Genomic DNA, 14,592 nt, shown 5'->3' with positions numbered 1-14,592 from the left:
AGGGCATGGGCGGCGCGATGGACCTGGTCGCGGGCGTCAAGAAGATCATCGTCGTCATGGAGCACAACGCCAAGGACGGCAGCCCCAAGTTCATCCCCGAATGCACCCTGCCGCTGACCGGGCGCAACGTCGTCGACATGATCGTCACCGATCTCGCGGTGTTCCAGCGGCCCGATCATGACAGCGCCTTCCGCCTGATCGAATGTGCCCCCGGCGTCACCGCCGATGAGGTCGCTGCCAAGACGACCGCCGCGTTCGAGCGCTGATGGCCTATACGCTCGTCACCGCGAACAGAAATTATTCGAGCTGGTCGCTGCTTCCCTGGCTGCTGATGAAGGCGCTGGGGATCGGCTTTATCGACCGGATCGAGCCGTTCGCGGCGGCGGAAAACTATGCGGCGTTCCGCGCCTTCTCGCCGACGGGGCAGGTGCCGGTGCCGATCGATGGCGAGCGGACGGCGCGGCGGGGGCGGCTTGGGTGAAGACGGTGCTGGCGCATCCGGCGATGCGCGATTGGGAAGCGCAGGCGCTGGCCGAGACATGGCGGGACCCGGATCACGAGATCGAGCTGGCGGAGTGTGGCGGCGTGACGGCGGACTATCGCGCCGAAGGGTGAGGACGGGGCGTGGCCTTCGACTTCGCTCAGGCTGAACGGCTGTTGTAAATAAGGGCAGCTCCCTCGCTCCGTTCAGCCTGAGCGAGGTCGAAGGCCAAGGGAATCCATCGCATCGATGACGAATCTGCTCTTTAAGCGAAATAACATTGCGCCAACCCCTTGCGCTTCGCACCTTTTCGGATAACAGCGCCCCCATTATGGCCCAACGACCCCAGACCCTGTACGAAAAGATCTGGGCCGCGCACGTTGTCGAACGGCGGCCCGATGGCACCTGCCTCATCTATATCGACCGCCACCTCGTCCATGAGGTGACGAGTCCCCAGGCCTTTGAGGGTCTGCGCGCGGCGGGGCGCAAAGTTCGTCGCCCCGAACTGACGCTTGCGGTGCCCGATCACAATCTGCCGACGACACCGCGCACGGACGCGAACGGCCATCTCCTGCCCATCGCCGACCCGGAAAGCGCACAGCAGCTGGACGCGCTTCGCCGCAATACGGCCGAGTTCGGCGTCGACTATATCGATGCGACGGCGGCGGCGCAGGGCATTGTCCATGTCGTCGGGCCGGAACAGGGCTTCACCCTGCCCGGCACGACGCTCGTCTGCGGCGACAGCCATACCTCGGCGCATGGCGCGCTGGGTGCGCTGGCGTTCGGGATCGGCACCTCGGAGGTCGAGCATGTGCTGGCGACGCAGACGCTGCTGCTCTCGCCGTCCAAGACGATGGAGGTCCGCGTCGATGGCGTGCTGGGCCACGGCGTATCCGCCAAGGACGTCGTGCTGGCCATCATCGGCAAGATCGGCGCGGCGGGCGGGACGGGCCATGTCATCGAGTTCACCGGCAGCGTCATTCGCAACCTGTCGATCGAAGGCCGGCTGACCATCGCCAACATGTCGATCGAGGGCGGTGCGCGCGCTGGCCTGATCGCGCCGGACGAGACGACCTTCGCCTATTTGAAGGACCGCCCCATGGCACCCAAGGGTGCGGACTGGGACAAGGCGGTCGCCTGGTGGCGGACGCTGCCGACCGATCGGGGTGCGGTGTACGACAAGGTCGTGACGCTCGACGCCGCCGACATCGCCCCCAACCTCACCTGGGGCACGAGCCCCGAGGACGTGGTACCGATCACCGGCGTGGTGCCCGATCCCGACAGCTTCGCCGATGCCTCCAAGCGAGAAGCGGCGCGCAAGTCGCTGGATTATATGGGTTTGGTGCCTGGCACCGCGATGCAGGACGTGGCCATTCAGCATGTCTTCATCGGCAGTTGCACCAACAGCCGGATCGAGGATTTGCGCGCCGCCGCCGCCGTGGCACGCGATCGCAAGGTCGCCGACGGCGTTCGCGCGCTGGTCGTGCCCGGCTCGGGTCTGGTCAAGCGGCAGGCCGAGGCCGAGGGGCTGGACCGGGTGTTCGTGCAGGCTGGTTTCGAATGGCGCGAGCCGGGCTGTTCGATGTGTCTGGCGATGAACCCCGACAAGGTGCCGCCGGGCGAGCGCTGCGCCTCCACCTCCAATCGCAATTTCGTCGGACGGCAGGGGCCGGGCGCACGCACCCACCTCCTGTCGCCGGCCATGGCCGCCGCTGCGGCCGTGACCGGGCGCCTTTCCGATGTTAGAGCGTTGATGGTCCAGGAATAACGTCATGACAGGGAAGTGACGGCATCATGAAGCATGTATTGGTCTTGCTCGTAACGGGCGCTGTGCTGTGCGGCGCCGCCGCCTATGCCGCAGGGGTGGCATCGAAGCCCGCCACGGCCGAACAACCGCGTTAAGCGTCGTCGCCCGCCACGGCGTGTCGCGGCGACGAAGGACAGGAATTGGAATGAACCCGGTTACGACCGTATCCGGCACCGCCTATCCGTGGGGTGCCAAGAATATCGATACCGACGTCATCATCCCGGCGCATTGGTTGAAGACGATCACGCGCGCCGGCATGGGGCGGGGCGCGTTCGAGACGGTACGCGCGCAACCCGGCAATATCTTCGACGATCCGCGCTATGCCGGAGCGCCGATCCTGATCGCGGGGGATAATTTTGGTTGTGGCTCCAGCCGCGAGCATGCGGCCTGGGCACTGGCGGACATGGGCATCCGCGCGGTGATCGCGCCCAGCTTCTCCGATATTTTTTCGGGCAACGCCTTCAAGAATGGCATCGTGCCCGTCGTCCTGCCGCAAGAGGCGATCGATCGCTTGATCGAGGTGGCGCGGGATCATCCGGTGACGGTCGATCTGGAGACGATGACGGTCACCACGCCCTTCCAGGACCGCTTCTCCTTCGATCTGGATCCGTTTCGCCGCGAATGCCTGATGAACGGGCTCGACGAAATTGGCCTGACGCTGGAACGCGATGGCGCGATTGGCGACTTCGAAGGCGGCATGGCGCAGGAGCGACCATGGGTGGAAGGTCGTCAGCGACTGGGGCGGACGGCGGCCTGAACCTTCGCCATGCCCCCTGATCAAGGGGCTGGACGACGCGATGAAGCCTATCCGCGTCGTCCGACGAGCATCTCAGGATGCGACCACGACCACGCCCGCGATGATCGCCCATAGCGCGAGCGAACCGATCATGCCGTTCATGATTCCGGTCATCGGCGACGAACGCCGCCCGACCTCATCAGGGGCAAGGGGTAGGGGATCACGCATGACACTCTCCTGGGCGGGGCGGTATGATGCCCGGTTGGACCGGGTCTTCCGCGTGCATTGACTTCACTTACATTACGTTTGAGCGGCCTTTCCGTTCCTGTCGAACGACCGATCGGACGGGGCGCTTCGGATCGGTTGCGTGCCGGGGCCACCATGCCTATTTCAGGCCACAGCATGAATGCCCATCCATGGGCAGGGGGATGGCGGACCGATGGAACAATTTGACGAACGCAGGCGTGGTTTCGAGGCCAAGTTCGTGGCCGACCAGGACATGGTGTTCAGGATCACGGCGCGCCGCAACCGGCTGGTCGCGCAATGGGCGGCCGAGCGGATGAAGCTGACCCCCGCCGAGACCGACGCCTATGCCAAGGCCGTCGTCCAGGCCGATTTCGAGGAAGCCGGTGACGAGGACGTGATCCGCAAGCTGCTGGGCGACCTGACCGCCGCCGGGATCGATGTCGATGAAGCCGAAGTGCGCCGTGCGCTCGACGAGCAACTGATCGAGGCACGCCGCCAGTTGATGGAGAGCCGCTGACATGCCGATGGCCGCCGACGATATCGCCGCCATGATCCGTACCGCCATCCCGGACGCCACGGTCGAGATCACCGACCTGGCCGGGGACGGCGATCATTATGCCGCCCACGTCACCGCCGCCAGCTTTGAAGGTATGAGTCGGGTGGCACGCACCCGCGCCGTCTATGCCGCGCTGGGTGGTCGCATGGGGGGTGAGCTTCACGCCCTGCAACTGACCACGGCGGTACCCGCCGGCGCCGCCACCGCCTGACCGCATTTCCAAGGAAGACCGATATGACCGACGATACGAATGCGCGGATCGACGCGCTGGTGATGGCCAACCCCGTCCTGCTGTTCATGAAGGGCACGCCGCTGTTCCCGCAATGCGGCTTTTCCAGCCGTGCGGTGGCGATCCTCAATCATCTCGACGTGCCGTTCGAGGGCGTCGACGTCCTTCAGGACCAGGGTATCCGCCAGGGAATCAAGGCCTATTCGGACTGGCCGACCATCCCCCAGCTTTACGTCAAGGGCGAGTTCGTCGGCGGATCGGATATTATGATGGAAATGTACGAGAGCGGCGAATTGGCCGAGCTGGTGCAAGAGGTGAAGTCGGCCTGACCGCCGACTTTCCCGGATGAGAAAAAGGGAGGCCGGGTTTCGATCCGGCCTCCCCTTTTTTGTTCCTCCGCAAGTCAGGACAGATAAAGGCGCCCTGTTGACTACGGCTGTAATCGCGATAGGATTACGTCTGTAGTCATAAGGGGAATCGAGTCGATGGCCGAGCGGATCAGCGATGCCGAACATGCGGTGATGGAGGTCCTGTGGGAGGATGCACCGCTCACCGCGCAGGATGTCGCCGAGCGTGTCGATCCCGAACGGGGGTGGAGCACCAACACGGTCAAGACCCTGCTCGGACGTCTGCTGGCCAAGAACGCCATCGCGCATGAGGAGCAGGGGCGCCGTTATCTGTATCGGCCGATGGTGGCGCGCGACGATTATGTCGTCGGCGAGTCGCGTCGGCTGATCGACCGGTTGTTCGGTGGTCGCCTGACCCCGCTGGTCGCGCATCTCGCCGAGCGCGATGAGCTGACCGCGCAGGATATTTCCGAGATCGAAGCGCTGCTGAAGGACCTGAAGGCGTGAGCGCCGCGCAACTCGGCTGGGCGGTGGAGGCGATGATCGCCTCGACGCTGCTCATGGCGCTGGTCCTGCTGGCCCGCCGCCATGTCCGCCAGGCCTTCGGCCCGCAGATCGCCTATGCGCTTTGGGCGCTGCCGCTCCTGCGACTGATCCTGCCGCCGCTGCCGCAGGGACTGTCCGAGCAGGCGACGCCGCCACTGGCCGCCGCAAGCGCGCGGTTCGCCACCTATGTCATGGTGCCGGTCGCCGAGCAGCTGCCGATGGCTGCCGAGGGACCGAGCCTCTGGGCGCTGCTGGGGCAGGGACTCGCGCTGTTCTGGATCATCGGTGCTGCCGGATTTCTCGGTTTCCAGCTGCTGCGGCACTGGCGTTTTCGTACGCGGCTGCTCGCCTCGGCCGATACGCTGGAGGCGGTGAAGGGCGTGCGGGTTGTCGCCAGCGACGGCGCGCCGGGGCCGCTGGCCTTCGGGATCTGGCATCGCTACGTCGCGTTCCCGCGCGACTTCGACGAGCGCTATGACGCCGACGAGCGCGATCTGGCGCTCGCCCATGAGCTGGGCCACCACGAACGCGGCGACCTGATCGCCAACTGGATCGCGCTGGCCGTACTCGCGCTCCATTGGTTCAACCCCGTTGCCTGGCGCGCCTTCCACGCCTTTCGCGCCGATCAGGAGCTGGCCAACGACGCCCGCGTCCTGAAGGGGCGCAGCCGGGCGGACCGGCACGTCTATGCGTGCGCCATCGTGAAGGCCGCGCATGGCCGCGCGCTGTCGGGGGCGTGTCATCTCCATACCATCGACGATCTGAAAGGCAGGCTGAAGATGTTGACGACTTCTCCGAAATCGCGACGCCAGCTGGCGGTCGGTGGGGCGACCGTGTCGCTGCTGGTGCTGGGCGGACTGGGCGTGACCGCGTCGGGCACGCCGGCGGCGGCGGCGCTGACCAGGAAGGTCGAGCGCACGATCGGCGTCGACCTGACGAGCAGCGCGCCCCTCATCCCGGCGGTCGCCGCGCCGGAAACCGTGCCCGAGGTCCCCGAAGTGCCGGCGCCGCCGCGCGCACCGGTGGCCCGGATCATGACCCAGGACGCGGCCGCGCCCATTCCGCCCAGCGCCCCGCCCGCCATGCCCACGCCGCCGTCGGTGGCGGAGGCTCCGGTCGCACCACCCGCGCCGCCGGTCCCGCCCTATATCGTGACGCTGCGCAACGGAAAGACGATGCGCGTCCAGGCCCCCCATGGCGTGCGTGTCATGTCGATGGCGGACATGCCCAAGATGCCGCCCATGCCGCCGATACCGATCGTCCGCTCGGAAGCGTGCGGTACCGCCAAGGCCGATACGCGGACCAGCATCGCCACGATCGACGGCAAGACCCGCAAACAGGTCACCATCATCTGCACCGACCGTATCGAGCATATGGCCCGCCGCGCGGCGCTCTCCGCCGAGGCCGCGACCCGCATGGCGAAGGTGAACACCACGATCGCGCTGGCGAGCATCGAGAACGCGCGGAATTCGATCACGCGGGACCGCAATCTGTCCGAGGATGCGCGCCGCGATGCGCTGAAGGGGCTGGACCAGGCCACCGCCGAGCTGAAGGCTGAAATGGCGAGCGGCGATCGCGACTGAGACTCCGAGTTAAACCCCACTCGACCTCCGTGCCCGGCTACCGGGTACGGGGGTTGCTCTTTGCCGGTGGCTTGCCCACATGGGTCACGATGGCTGAGCACCCGACCGGCATTCCGATCCTGCTCGAGCCGCTGGTCACCCGCGTGCTCGCCCCCAATCCGTCGGCCTTTACGTTCACCGGAACGCAAAGCCATGTCGTCGGTGACAGCGACGTCGCCGTCATCGATCCCGGCCCCGACGACGCGGCGCATATCGCCGCGCTGGAACGGGCGATCGCCGGGCGACCGGTACGCGCGATCCTGATCACCCATCATCACCGCGACCACAGCCCCGCCAGCCGACCGCTCGCCCGCAGGACCGGCGCGCCGATCGTCGGGGCGGCGCCCTTCGCCCCCGATTATGAAGGCGGCCGCTCCGACGCCGCGTTCGACCGCGATTACGCCCCCGACCGGATTCTCGATGAGGGCGAGGGCGTTGCGGGAGAGGGCTGGACGCTGACGGCGATCGCGACGCCGGGCCACACCTCGAACCATCTCGCCTTCGCGCTGCCGCAAACGCGTGCGCTGTTTTCCGGGGATCATGTCATGGGCTGGTCGACCAGCGTCGTGTCGCCCCCCGATGGCGACATGACCGCCTATATGGCCAGCCTAGAAAAGCTGATGGCGCGCAACGACCGGGTCTATTACCCCGGCCACGGCGAGGCGGTGGACAATCCGCAGCGGCTGGTGCGCGGGATGCTGGGCCACCGCAAGCAGCGCGAGGGGCAGATATTGCGCCTGCTGGCCGCGAGCGGAGCGCTCGACGTGCCTGCGATGGCGTCGCGCATGTATGTCGGGCTGAACCCGAATTTGCTTCCGGCAGCGGAACGATCGGTGCTCGCGCATCTTTACGACCTGCAAGCGCGTGGATTGGTGCGGGAGGAAGGGACGGCATGGACGAACGCGGCGTGACCCCGCCGGTGGAGAAGCGGCGCAGCGGCCTGGGCCTGTTCATGGCCAAGGCGACGGGCGTGCTCGTTCTGCTGGTCCTGGCCGGGCTGATCTTCGTATGGGGCGTGCAGCGTTATGTCGAAGATCGGCTAACGCCCGATCCCACCACCATCGCCCGCGCCAGCCTGGAGGGGCTGCGCGAACAGAACCGGCTGTCGGCCTTCGCCGCGCGCTATGTCGCCGTCGTCACTTCGCGCCAGTCGCAACTGGGCTTTTCGACCGAGCGGACGCTGATCATGCCCGGCATGGTCCGCTACGAGGTCGATCTGGCGAAATTGCGTCAGCAGGACGTGCGCTGGGATGCCGCCAATCGCACGCTGTCCGTCACCTTGCCGCCGGTCGAGATCGACGGGCCGCAGGTCGATCTGGCGGCGATCCGCGAATATGGTTCGGGCGGCGTGCTGACGACCTTCACCGATGCCGAGCAGCGGCTGGACGCCGCCAATCGCAAGGCCGGGCAGGTGGAGCTGCTGCGTCAGGCCCGGGGGCCCGCGCCGATGCGGCTGGCGCGCGATGCCACGCGCCGCGCGGTCGAACGCAGCTTCGCCATGCCGCTGCGCGCGGTGGGGGTGGAGGCGACGGTGCAGGTGCGCTTCGCCGACGAGGCCGCGAACGACGAGCGCTGGGATACCACGCGGCGCGTCGACGAGGTTCTGGGCAACGCCGGCTGACGACCCTGCACGTCCCCGATTGTCGGGGCACCGGCTTACCCCTAGGGGAGGGAGCATGACCATCCAGACGAATCTGACGGGCCTCGACCTGCGCGCCGAGATCGACCGGCTCCGCAAGGAACGCAACGCCGTCATCCTCGCCCATTATTATCAGAAGCCCGAGATTCAGGATTTGGCCGATTTCGTCGGCGACAGCCTGGACCTCAGCCGCAAGGCGCAGGCGACCGATGCGGACGTCATCGCCTTTTGCGGCGTGCGCTTCATGGCGGAGACAGCGAAGATCCTGTCGCCCGACAAGATCGTCGTGCTGCCCGACATGGCCGCTGGATGCAGCCTGGAGGACAGTTGTCCCCCTGAACAGTTCGCCGAGTTCCGCGCGCAGCACCCGGATCATATCGCGCTGACCTACATCAACTGCTCGACCGAGGTGAAGGCGCTGTCCGACATCATCGTCACGTCCTCGTCGGCCGAACAGATCCTGGCGCAGATCGATCCGGCGCAGAAGATCATCTTCGGCCCCGACCGCAACCTCGGCGGCTATCTGGCGCGCAAGACCGGGCGCGATATGCTGCTGTGGCCCGGCGTGTGCATCGTGCACGAGGCGTTCAGCGAGACCGAACTGCTGAAGCTGCGCGCGCAGCACCCCGACGCGCCGATCGCCGCGCACCCCGAATGTCCCGCCGTGATCCTCGACCATGCCGATTATGTCGGATCGACCCGCGGCATCCTGGAGTTCGCGCAAACGGTGACCAGCGACACGCTGATCGTCGCGACCGAGCCGCACATCATCCACCAGATGCAAAAGGCGATGCCGGGCAAGACCTTCATCGGCGCGCCGGGCGCGGACGGTAACTGCAACTGCAATATCTGCCCCTACATGGCGCTCAACACCATGGAGAAGCTGTATCTGGCGCTCCGCGACCTGACCCCGCGTGTCGAGATCGAGGAGGGCTTGCGGCTCCAGGCCAAGAAGAGCCTCGACGCCATGCTGACGCTGGCGAGCGGCACGGTCGGCAAGGGCGATCTGGGTCCGCGCCCGTGATCGAGGGCTTCGACCTCGACGCCTTCGTCACGTCGACGCTGGCCGAGGATATGGGGGCGGGCGGGGACATCACCTCCGCCGCCGTGATCCCGGCCGAGGCGCGCTTCGTCGGCACCATGGCCAGCCGCGATGCGATCACCGTCGCCGGCCTGCCCATCGCCGAGGCGTTCTTCCGCCGGCTTGATGCCGATGTCGTGATCGAACGGCTGGTCGAGGACGGCGCGCGCGTCGCACCCGGCACCGCGCTCCTCCGCCTGTCGGGCAAGGCACGCGCGATGCTGACCGCCGAACGCTCTGCCTTGAACACCGTCCAGCATCTGTCGGGCATCGCGACGATGACGGCGGCCTATGTCGCGGCGATCGCGGGCACGGGTGCGACGCTGCTCGATACGCGCAAGACGATCCCCGGTCTTCGCCGACTGGAGAAATATGCGACGCGGATGGGCGGCGCGCAGAACCACCGCATGGGCTTGTGGGACGCGGCGATGATCAAGGACAATCATGTCGCGGTGGCGGGCGGCATCGGCCCGGCGGTCGCGGCGGCGAAGGCGGCGGATATCGCCCGGATCATTGTGGAGGTCGACCGGCTCGATCAGATCGAACCCGCGCTGGCGGCTGGTGCGACCCATTTGCTGCTCGATAATATGGGCCCGGACCAGCTGGCCGAGGGCGTCGCGCTGGTGGCCGGGCGGGTGCCGACCGAGGCGTCGGGTGGCGTTCGGCTGGAAACGATCCGTGCCATCGCGCAAGCGGGTGTGAGCTATGTCAGCGTCGGCCGCTTGACCCAATCGGCGCCGGCGGCGGATATCGGCCTGGATTTCGCCCCCGCCTGATCGGCGGCCGGCTATGAGATAGAGGGGATGCGACGCGTGCGACCGAAATCGGTGATCCTGGGTGAACGGCTGTCGCTGGCCGCCATCATCCTGCTGGTGGTGCTGGCCGCGCTCGGCTGGGCCGATACGGTGGCGCAGGCCGGTGTCGCCATCGCGCTGATCGCCAACGGCCTGCTCATCGGGCTGTTCCTGTTGGCGACGCTGCTGACCACGCGGATGGCGAGCCGGGTCGGGCTCGGCCTGCTGGTGGTGATGACCGTGTTGAACCTGATCGGCTTTCTCTATCAGGTCTCGGTGGGTGCGCTGGCCGAGGGGCTGTTCGGCGTGCTGACGGCGGTGCAGGCGGCTGCGTCGCTGGTGGCGGTGGTCATGCTGATGCGGCCCAACGCGCTGGCCTGGTATCGCGCAATGGCGGAGGTGAGTGACCAATGAAGACGATTTTGATCGGGCTGGCGATGCTGGCCGTGCCGCAGTTGGCGGGTGCGCAGACCCTGGAGTGCCGCGCGCCGGGCGCCATTCCGCGCATCCGCCCCGACCTGCCCAGCGCCAGCCAGCCGACCCGCGTCGTACCGATCGGCAGCTATACGCTGGCCATCACCTGGAGCCCGCAATATTGCCGCGATCCCAAGGGGGATAGTCGCTTCCAGTGCGGCACCGGCAACCGCTTCGGCTTTACGCTGCACGGGCTGTGGCCCGATGGCGAAGGCAAGGAATGGCCGCAATATTGCAAGCCGACCGCGATCCTGCCCGCCGCCGTCGTTCGCCGCCATATCTGCGCCACGCCGTCGGCGCAGCTGATGCAGCATGAATGGGCCAAGCACGGCACCTGCATGCCGGGTTACAGCCCCGCGCGATACTTCCAGCAGTCCAACGCGCTTTATCACGGCCTGCGCTTTCCCGACATGAACGCGCTGTCACGCCGCAATAACCTGACCGCTGGCGATCTGGCAGGCGCCGTGGCGGCGGCCAATCGTGGGATGAGCGCGGACATGATGCGCGTCACGGCCACCCGCGACGGGTGGCTGGACGAAATCTGGATCTGCCTGAACAAGGCGTTCCGCTACACCCGCTGCCCGGCGCATCAGGGTGGGCTTCAGCCCGGCGCGCCGATCAAGATCTGGCGCGGCGGACGCTGAACCGGATGGCTTATCCCTCCGCCGTCACGGTGGAGGGATGATGCTTTTCGAGATGCCTGCGGATGATCCGCAGGTTGCGCGTGTTCGAGCGGAACATGACGTCGGCGGCGTCGCCGACGATCGGGATGAACCCCAATATCGTGTCGAATCCGACATTGGCCATCATCCGCGCCATATGGAATTTGGAGAGCCCCAGATTGCGGGCTTCCCAGATGATATAGCTGCCAAGCGCCGCCGCCGCGATGTCGCCGATCACGGGGACGAGCCCCAGGATCACGTCCAGGCCGATGGGGCGGTTGATACCCGGCACCGTCACCACCCGTTCGAGCAGCCTTTCCATCGCCTCGATCCGTTGCCGACTGGCGGCTATGCTCTTGTCGAGCGGCAGGGCATCGAAGGTCGTGGGATCAATCCGGGAAGCGTTCGCCATGACGATCAATTGGTGTCGGGACGCAGCCCGTTCAATGGATGCCAGGCCCGCATATTGGTTTGATATTGCCGTAAGCGGTTGTTGACGAGCGACCAGCGCAGCGGCCGGGCGAGCGGGATGAACGAGACGTCGCTGTTCACCGCCGCATCGGCTGCGGCGATGGCGGCGCTTCGCTCGGCCAGCGTTGGCGCCAGCCGCGCCTTGTCGATCGCCGCGCTCGCCGCCTCGCCACACGGGGCGCAGGCGGTGGCGAGATACCAGCGGGCGCTGTCGAACGGTGCGACCGCATCGATCAGCCGCAGTTCGGCGGCGGCACCCAGGGCCACGCGCTGCGGCGTGATCCCGACCGACAGCAGCGCTGCGCCGATCTGTCCATATAGCAAATTGGCGCCGGGCCCGTGCGGAAGCGCGATCCGCATCGTCACCGGCTGCCCCCAGGCGTCGACGCGAGTACGCGCCGCGCCACGGCGGGCGTCGAGCGTCAGCAATGCCCAATTGGGCACCTGCGGCGGTGCATCCGAGTCGAGGGTGTCGGGCAGCAGCCGGTCGGTGGCCTCCCAGTTGGGCGCGATGCTATTCAGGATCGCCTGGCGGTCGAACAGCGCCGACAAAGCCTGGCGATTGGCAGGATCGGCGAGAAATCCGTCGCGATTGGCGATGGCGAAGCCGAACAGGCCGGCGGCCGGATCGACGCGAACCGATGCCGGACCGATATTCAGCTGGTCGAGCAGCGGCCATTCCTGGAACCGGCCGCCCAATACGGCGTCCGAACGTCCGTTCGCAAACCGCACCAGCGCGCGCGCGGCGGGTTCGGCGAACAGGGCAACGTCTCTGGCCGGGGACGGCGTCGCGTCGTCATCCGGCTCTGCCCGGCGCGGGTCGGCGATGGGGCGCAGCATCAGGGGAGGGCCGGACCGGATGACGCGGAATGGCCCCGTGCCGTGCCGCGCCCGGTCGAAGATCGCCATTTCCGGCTGCGCGAACAATTTGAGGAGGTCGGGGCGCGGGCGTGACAGGCGGACCTCGATGACTTGCGGGGTCATCACCACGACCTCGTCGATCGCGGTCAGGAACGGTGTCAGCGGGTTGGCCGATCGCGGTGAGACCAGTCGGCGGATGATCACCGCCACCTGCTCGGCGGTGACGGGCGAGCCATCGGTCCACTTGGCCTCGCGCAGGCGAAAAATGTAGCTGCCGCCATCGTCGATGACGATCCAGCGCTCCGCCAGACCCGGTACGATCTGCCCCCCGGCATCGAACCGGACCAGGCCCTGGGCCAGCGAGTCTCGTAACACCCGGGGCGGGAAGCCGCCTCGCGGAGGGGCGGGCGTGGTGCCCTGTGCCAATGTATCGCGGCCTTCGATCGCGCTGACCACCACCGGGCCGCGATCGGCGCGGTGCCCGCAACCGGCAGCGGAAAGCAGGGCGGTACCGAGCAGGATGGTGCGGACGGCGGGACTCGAACCCGCACTCCATAGGAAGCCGATTTTAAGTCGGCAGCGTCTACCGGTTTCGCCACGTCCGCGCACAGGCAGAGAAAGAGACGAGGATGCCGCCAAGGTCAAGCAAAGAGCGACCGAAGCGCCGTTACAGACGCAAGACGACGCATCCATGGCGTCGTGAGGGCGGCGTCAGGCCTCGACGTTGAGGCGGGCGCGCATTTCCTTGCCGGGTTTGAAATAGGGGACGCGCTTGGCGCAGACATCGACCGTTTCGCCGGTGCGGGGATTACGCCCGGTGCGGGCATCGCGTGCGCGGGTAGAAAAGGCACCAAAACCGCGAAGTTCGACGCGGCCGTTCGCCGCCAGTCGCTTGGTGATCTCGTCGAAGAAAATCGTCACGATCAGCTCGATCTCGCGCGGGTTAAGCCCCGGATTTTGCTGGCCGATCTTTTGCACCAATTCCGAACGGATCATCGTCTAGTCCCAAGCTGCAGACGAGCCGTTCCTAACTTGTGTTTCTCGCTGCTGAAAGTGATTTTATTATACGATGACGGTTCTGTTTGCCCAAGATGGACAGAACCGGGACATGTTAGCGTGAACATGTCCCGGTTCCAGGACCTTACTTCTGGGTACGGGCCTTCAGGGCCTCGCCCAAGATGTCGCCCAGCGATGCGCCCGAATCGGACGAACCATACTGAGCCACGGCCTGCTTCTCTTCGGCGATCTGCATCGCCTTGACCGAGAAGGTCGGCTTCTTCGAACGATCGAAGCCGGTGACCATCGCGTCGAACTTCTGGCCGACCTGGAAGCGCTCGGGGCGCTGCTCGTCACGGTCGCGACCCAGATCGGTGCGCTTGATGAAGCCGGTCGCACCATCGTCGCCCGCCTGGACTTCGAGGCCCGCGTCGCGGACTTCGAGGACGGTCACGGTGACGACCTGGTTCTTGTTCAGGCGATCGCCAGCCGCAGCCACGCCGCCAGCGACCGGGCCGCCGCGCTCGAGCTGCTTCATGCCGAGCGAGATACGCTCCTTCTCGGGGTCGATGTCCAGAACCACGGCCTGAACGACTTCGCCCTTGCGGTGCAGGTTGAGGGCATCCTCACCCGACACGCCCCAGGCGATGTCCGACATGTGGACCATGCCGTCGACATCGTTGTCCAGGCCGATGAACAGGCCGAACTCGGTCGCGTTCTTGACTTCGCCCTCGACGGTCGAGCCGATCGGATGGGCGGCGGCGAACGCTTCCCACGGATTGGCCTGAGCCTGCTTGAGACCCAGCGAGATGCGACGCTTTTCCTGATCGACTTCCAGGACCACGACGTCGACTTCCTGCGAGGTCGAGACGATCTTGCCCGGATGGACGTTCTTCTTGGTCCAGGACATTTCCGACACGTGGACCAGGCCTTCGATGCCCGGCTCCAGCTCGACGAACGCACCGTACTCGGTGATGTTCGTGACGCGGCCCGACAGCTTCGCGCCGACCGGGTACTTGGCGCCAGCACCATCCCACGGATCGC

The 14,592-nt window shown here is 66.6% G+C and carries 19 protein-coding genes, 1 tRNA gene and 1 pseudogene; 15 read left to right on the top strand and 6 right to left on the bottom strand.

The features are described from left to right. From ACQKJZ_RS13860 to leuD, 4 genes and pseudogenes are all read left to right on the top strand, one after another. Window positions 1-266, top strand: a 266-nt coding sequence (locus tag ACQKJZ_RS13860) for a CoA-transferase (RefSeq protein ID WP_427731619.1), incomplete at its 5' end; no start/stop codon positions are given. Next, a pseudogene (locus ACQKJZ_RS13855) lies at window positions 266-615 on the top strand (hypothetical protein). The gene ACQKJZ_RS13860 and the pseudogene ACQKJZ_RS13855, both read left to right, overlap by 1 nt. 197 nt (window positions 616-812) lie before the next feature. Further along, window positions 813-2,249 (top strand): 3-isopropylmalate dehydratase large subunit, encoded by a 1,437-nt coding sequence (gene leuC / locus ACQKJZ_RS13850; protein WP_427731617.1) that lies wholly within the window; start codon window positions 813-815, stop codon window positions 2,247-2,249. 184 nt (window positions 2,250-2,433) lie between these two features. After that, the gene (gene leuD / locus ACQKJZ_RS13845) at window positions 2,434-3,045 is read left to right on the top strand and encodes a 3-isopropylmalate dehydratase small subunit (protein WP_427731615.1); all 612 of its coding nucleotides are present in this window, start codon (window positions 2,434-2,436) and stop codon (window positions 3,043-3,045) included. A 72-nt stretch (window positions 3,046-3,117) separates the two neighbouring features. Here leuD and ACQKJZ_RS13840 read toward each other — a convergent pair whose 3' ends face one another. Further along, complete coding sequence (locus ACQKJZ_RS13840) at window positions 3,118-3,252, bottom strand: hypothetical protein (protein WP_427731613.1); 135 nt, start codon at window positions 3,250-3,252, stop codon at window positions 3,118-3,120. Window positions 3,253-3,463: 211 nt separating this feature from the next. On the opposite strand from ACQKJZ_RS13840, the gene ACQKJZ_RS13835 reads away from it, so the two are divergent. The 11 genes from ACQKJZ_RS13835 to ACQKJZ_RS13785 all read left to right on the top strand — a co-directional run bounded on the left by ACQKJZ_RS13835 (window position 3,464) and on the right by ACQKJZ_RS13785 (window position 11,202). Further along, window positions 3,464-3,787 (top strand): DUF1476 domain-containing protein, encoded by a 324-nt coding sequence (locus ACQKJZ_RS13835; protein WP_427731611.1) that lies wholly within the window; start codon window positions 3,464-3,466, stop codon window positions 3,785-3,787. 1 nt (window position 3,788) lies between these two features. After that, entirely contained in the window at window positions 3,789-4,037 is a 249-nt protein-coding gene (locus tag ACQKJZ_RS13830; RefSeq protein WP_427731609.1) for a BolA/IbaG family iron-sulfur metabolism protein, read from the top strand. Window positions 4,038-4,060: 23 nt separating this feature from the next. Next, entirely contained in the window at window positions 4,061-4,384 is a 324-nt protein-coding gene (gene grxD / locus ACQKJZ_RS13825) for a Grx4 family monothiol glutaredoxin (RefSeq protein WP_427731607.1), read from the top strand. Between the two features lie 156 nt (window positions 4,385-4,540). After that, the gene (locus ACQKJZ_RS13820) at window positions 4,541-4,909 is read left to right on the top strand and encodes a BlaI/MecI/CopY family transcriptional regulator (protein ID WP_427731605.1); all 369 of its coding nucleotides are present in this window, start codon (window positions 4,541-4,543) and stop codon (window positions 4,907-4,909) included. Then, window positions 4,906-6,531: a M56 family metallopeptidase gene (locus ACQKJZ_RS13815; RefSeq protein WP_427731603.1), complete on the top strand. Its 1,626-nt coding sequence runs from the start codon at window positions 4,906-4,908 to the stop codon at window positions 6,529-6,531. The genes ACQKJZ_RS13820 and ACQKJZ_RS13815 overlap by 4 nt, the downstream gene beginning before the upstream one ends. A gap of 89 nt (window positions 6,532-6,620) precedes the next feature. Then, window positions 6,621-7,481, top strand: coding sequence for an MBL fold metallo-hydrolase (locus ACQKJZ_RS13810; protein WP_427731601.1), 861 nt, complete (start codon window positions 6,621-6,623; stop codon window positions 7,479-7,481). After that, window positions 7,463-8,191: a DUF4230 domain-containing protein gene (locus tag ACQKJZ_RS13805; RefSeq protein ID WP_427731599.1), complete on the top strand. Its 729-nt coding sequence runs from the start codon at window positions 7,463-7,465 to the stop codon at window positions 8,189-8,191. Before ACQKJZ_RS13810 ends, ACQKJZ_RS13805 begins: the two co-directional genes overlap by 19 nt. 55 nt (window positions 8,192-8,246) lie before the next feature. Continuing rightward, the gene (gene nadA / locus ACQKJZ_RS13800; protein ID WP_058734386.1) at window positions 8,247-9,233 is read left to right on the top strand and encodes a quinolinate synthase NadA; all 987 of its coding nucleotides are present in this window, start codon (window positions 8,247-8,249) and stop codon (window positions 9,231-9,233) included. Continuing rightward, window positions 9,230-10,066 (top strand): carboxylating nicotinate-nucleotide diphosphorylase, encoded by an 837-nt coding sequence (gene nadC, locus ACQKJZ_RS13795; protein ID WP_427731597.1) that lies wholly within the window; start codon window positions 9,230-9,232, stop codon window positions 10,064-10,066. The genes nadA and nadC overlap by 4 nt, the downstream gene beginning before the upstream one ends. Before the next feature lie 36 nt (window positions 10,067-10,102). After that, a complete protein-coding gene (locus ACQKJZ_RS13790; RefSeq protein WP_427731595.1) occupies window positions 10,103-10,498 on the top strand; it encodes a hypothetical protein in 396 nt (131 codons plus the stop codon). After that, window positions 10,495-11,202, top strand: coding sequence for a ribonuclease T2 family protein (locus tag ACQKJZ_RS13785; RefSeq protein WP_427731593.1), 708 nt, complete (start codon window positions 10,495-10,497; stop codon window positions 11,200-11,202). The genes ACQKJZ_RS13790 and ACQKJZ_RS13785 overlap by 4 nt, the downstream gene beginning before the upstream one ends. A 10-nt stretch (window positions 11,203-11,212) precedes the next feature. On the opposite strand, the gene ACQKJZ_RS13780 is transcribed toward ACQKJZ_RS13785, so the two are convergent. The 5 genes from ACQKJZ_RS13780 to ACQKJZ_RS13760 form a co-directional block, all read right to left on the bottom strand. After that, the gene (locus ACQKJZ_RS13780; RefSeq protein ID WP_427731591.1) at window positions 11,213-11,632 is read right to left on the bottom strand and encodes a DUF4112 domain-containing protein; all 420 of its coding nucleotides are present in this window, start codon (window positions 11,630-11,632) and stop codon (window positions 11,213-11,215) included. 5 nt (window positions 11,633-11,637) lie between these two features. After that, a complete protein-coding gene (locus ACQKJZ_RS13775) occupies window positions 11,638-13,008 on the bottom strand; it encodes an ABC transporter substrate-binding protein (protein WP_427731589.1) in 1,371 nt (456 codons plus the stop codon). A gap of 65 nt (window positions 13,009-13,073) precedes the next feature. Further along, window positions 13,074-13,157: transfer RNA gene (locus ACQKJZ_RS13770), tRNA-Leu, on the bottom strand. A gap of 106 nt (window positions 13,158-13,263) precedes the next feature. Then, window positions 13,264-13,548: an integration host factor subunit beta gene (locus tag ACQKJZ_RS13765; RefSeq protein ID WP_183952206.1), complete on the bottom strand. Its 285-nt coding sequence runs from the start codon at window positions 13,546-13,548 to the stop codon at window positions 13,264-13,266. Between the two features lie 145 nt (window positions 13,549-13,693). Continuing rightward, window positions 13,694-14,592 (bottom strand): S1 RNA-binding domain-containing protein (locus ACQKJZ_RS13760; RefSeq protein ID WP_427731586.1); only part of this gene is annotated, 899 nt, incomplete at its 5' end.

The organism is Sphingomonas sp. NPDC019816, from assembly GCF_050274375.1.
Taxonomy (GTDB): Bacteria; Pseudomonadota; Alphaproteobacteria; order Sphingomonadales; family Sphingomonadaceae; genus Sphingomonas.
The sequence above is the reverse complement of the archived record's forward strand: the minus strand, read 5'-3'. Positions and strand labels throughout refer to the sequence as shown.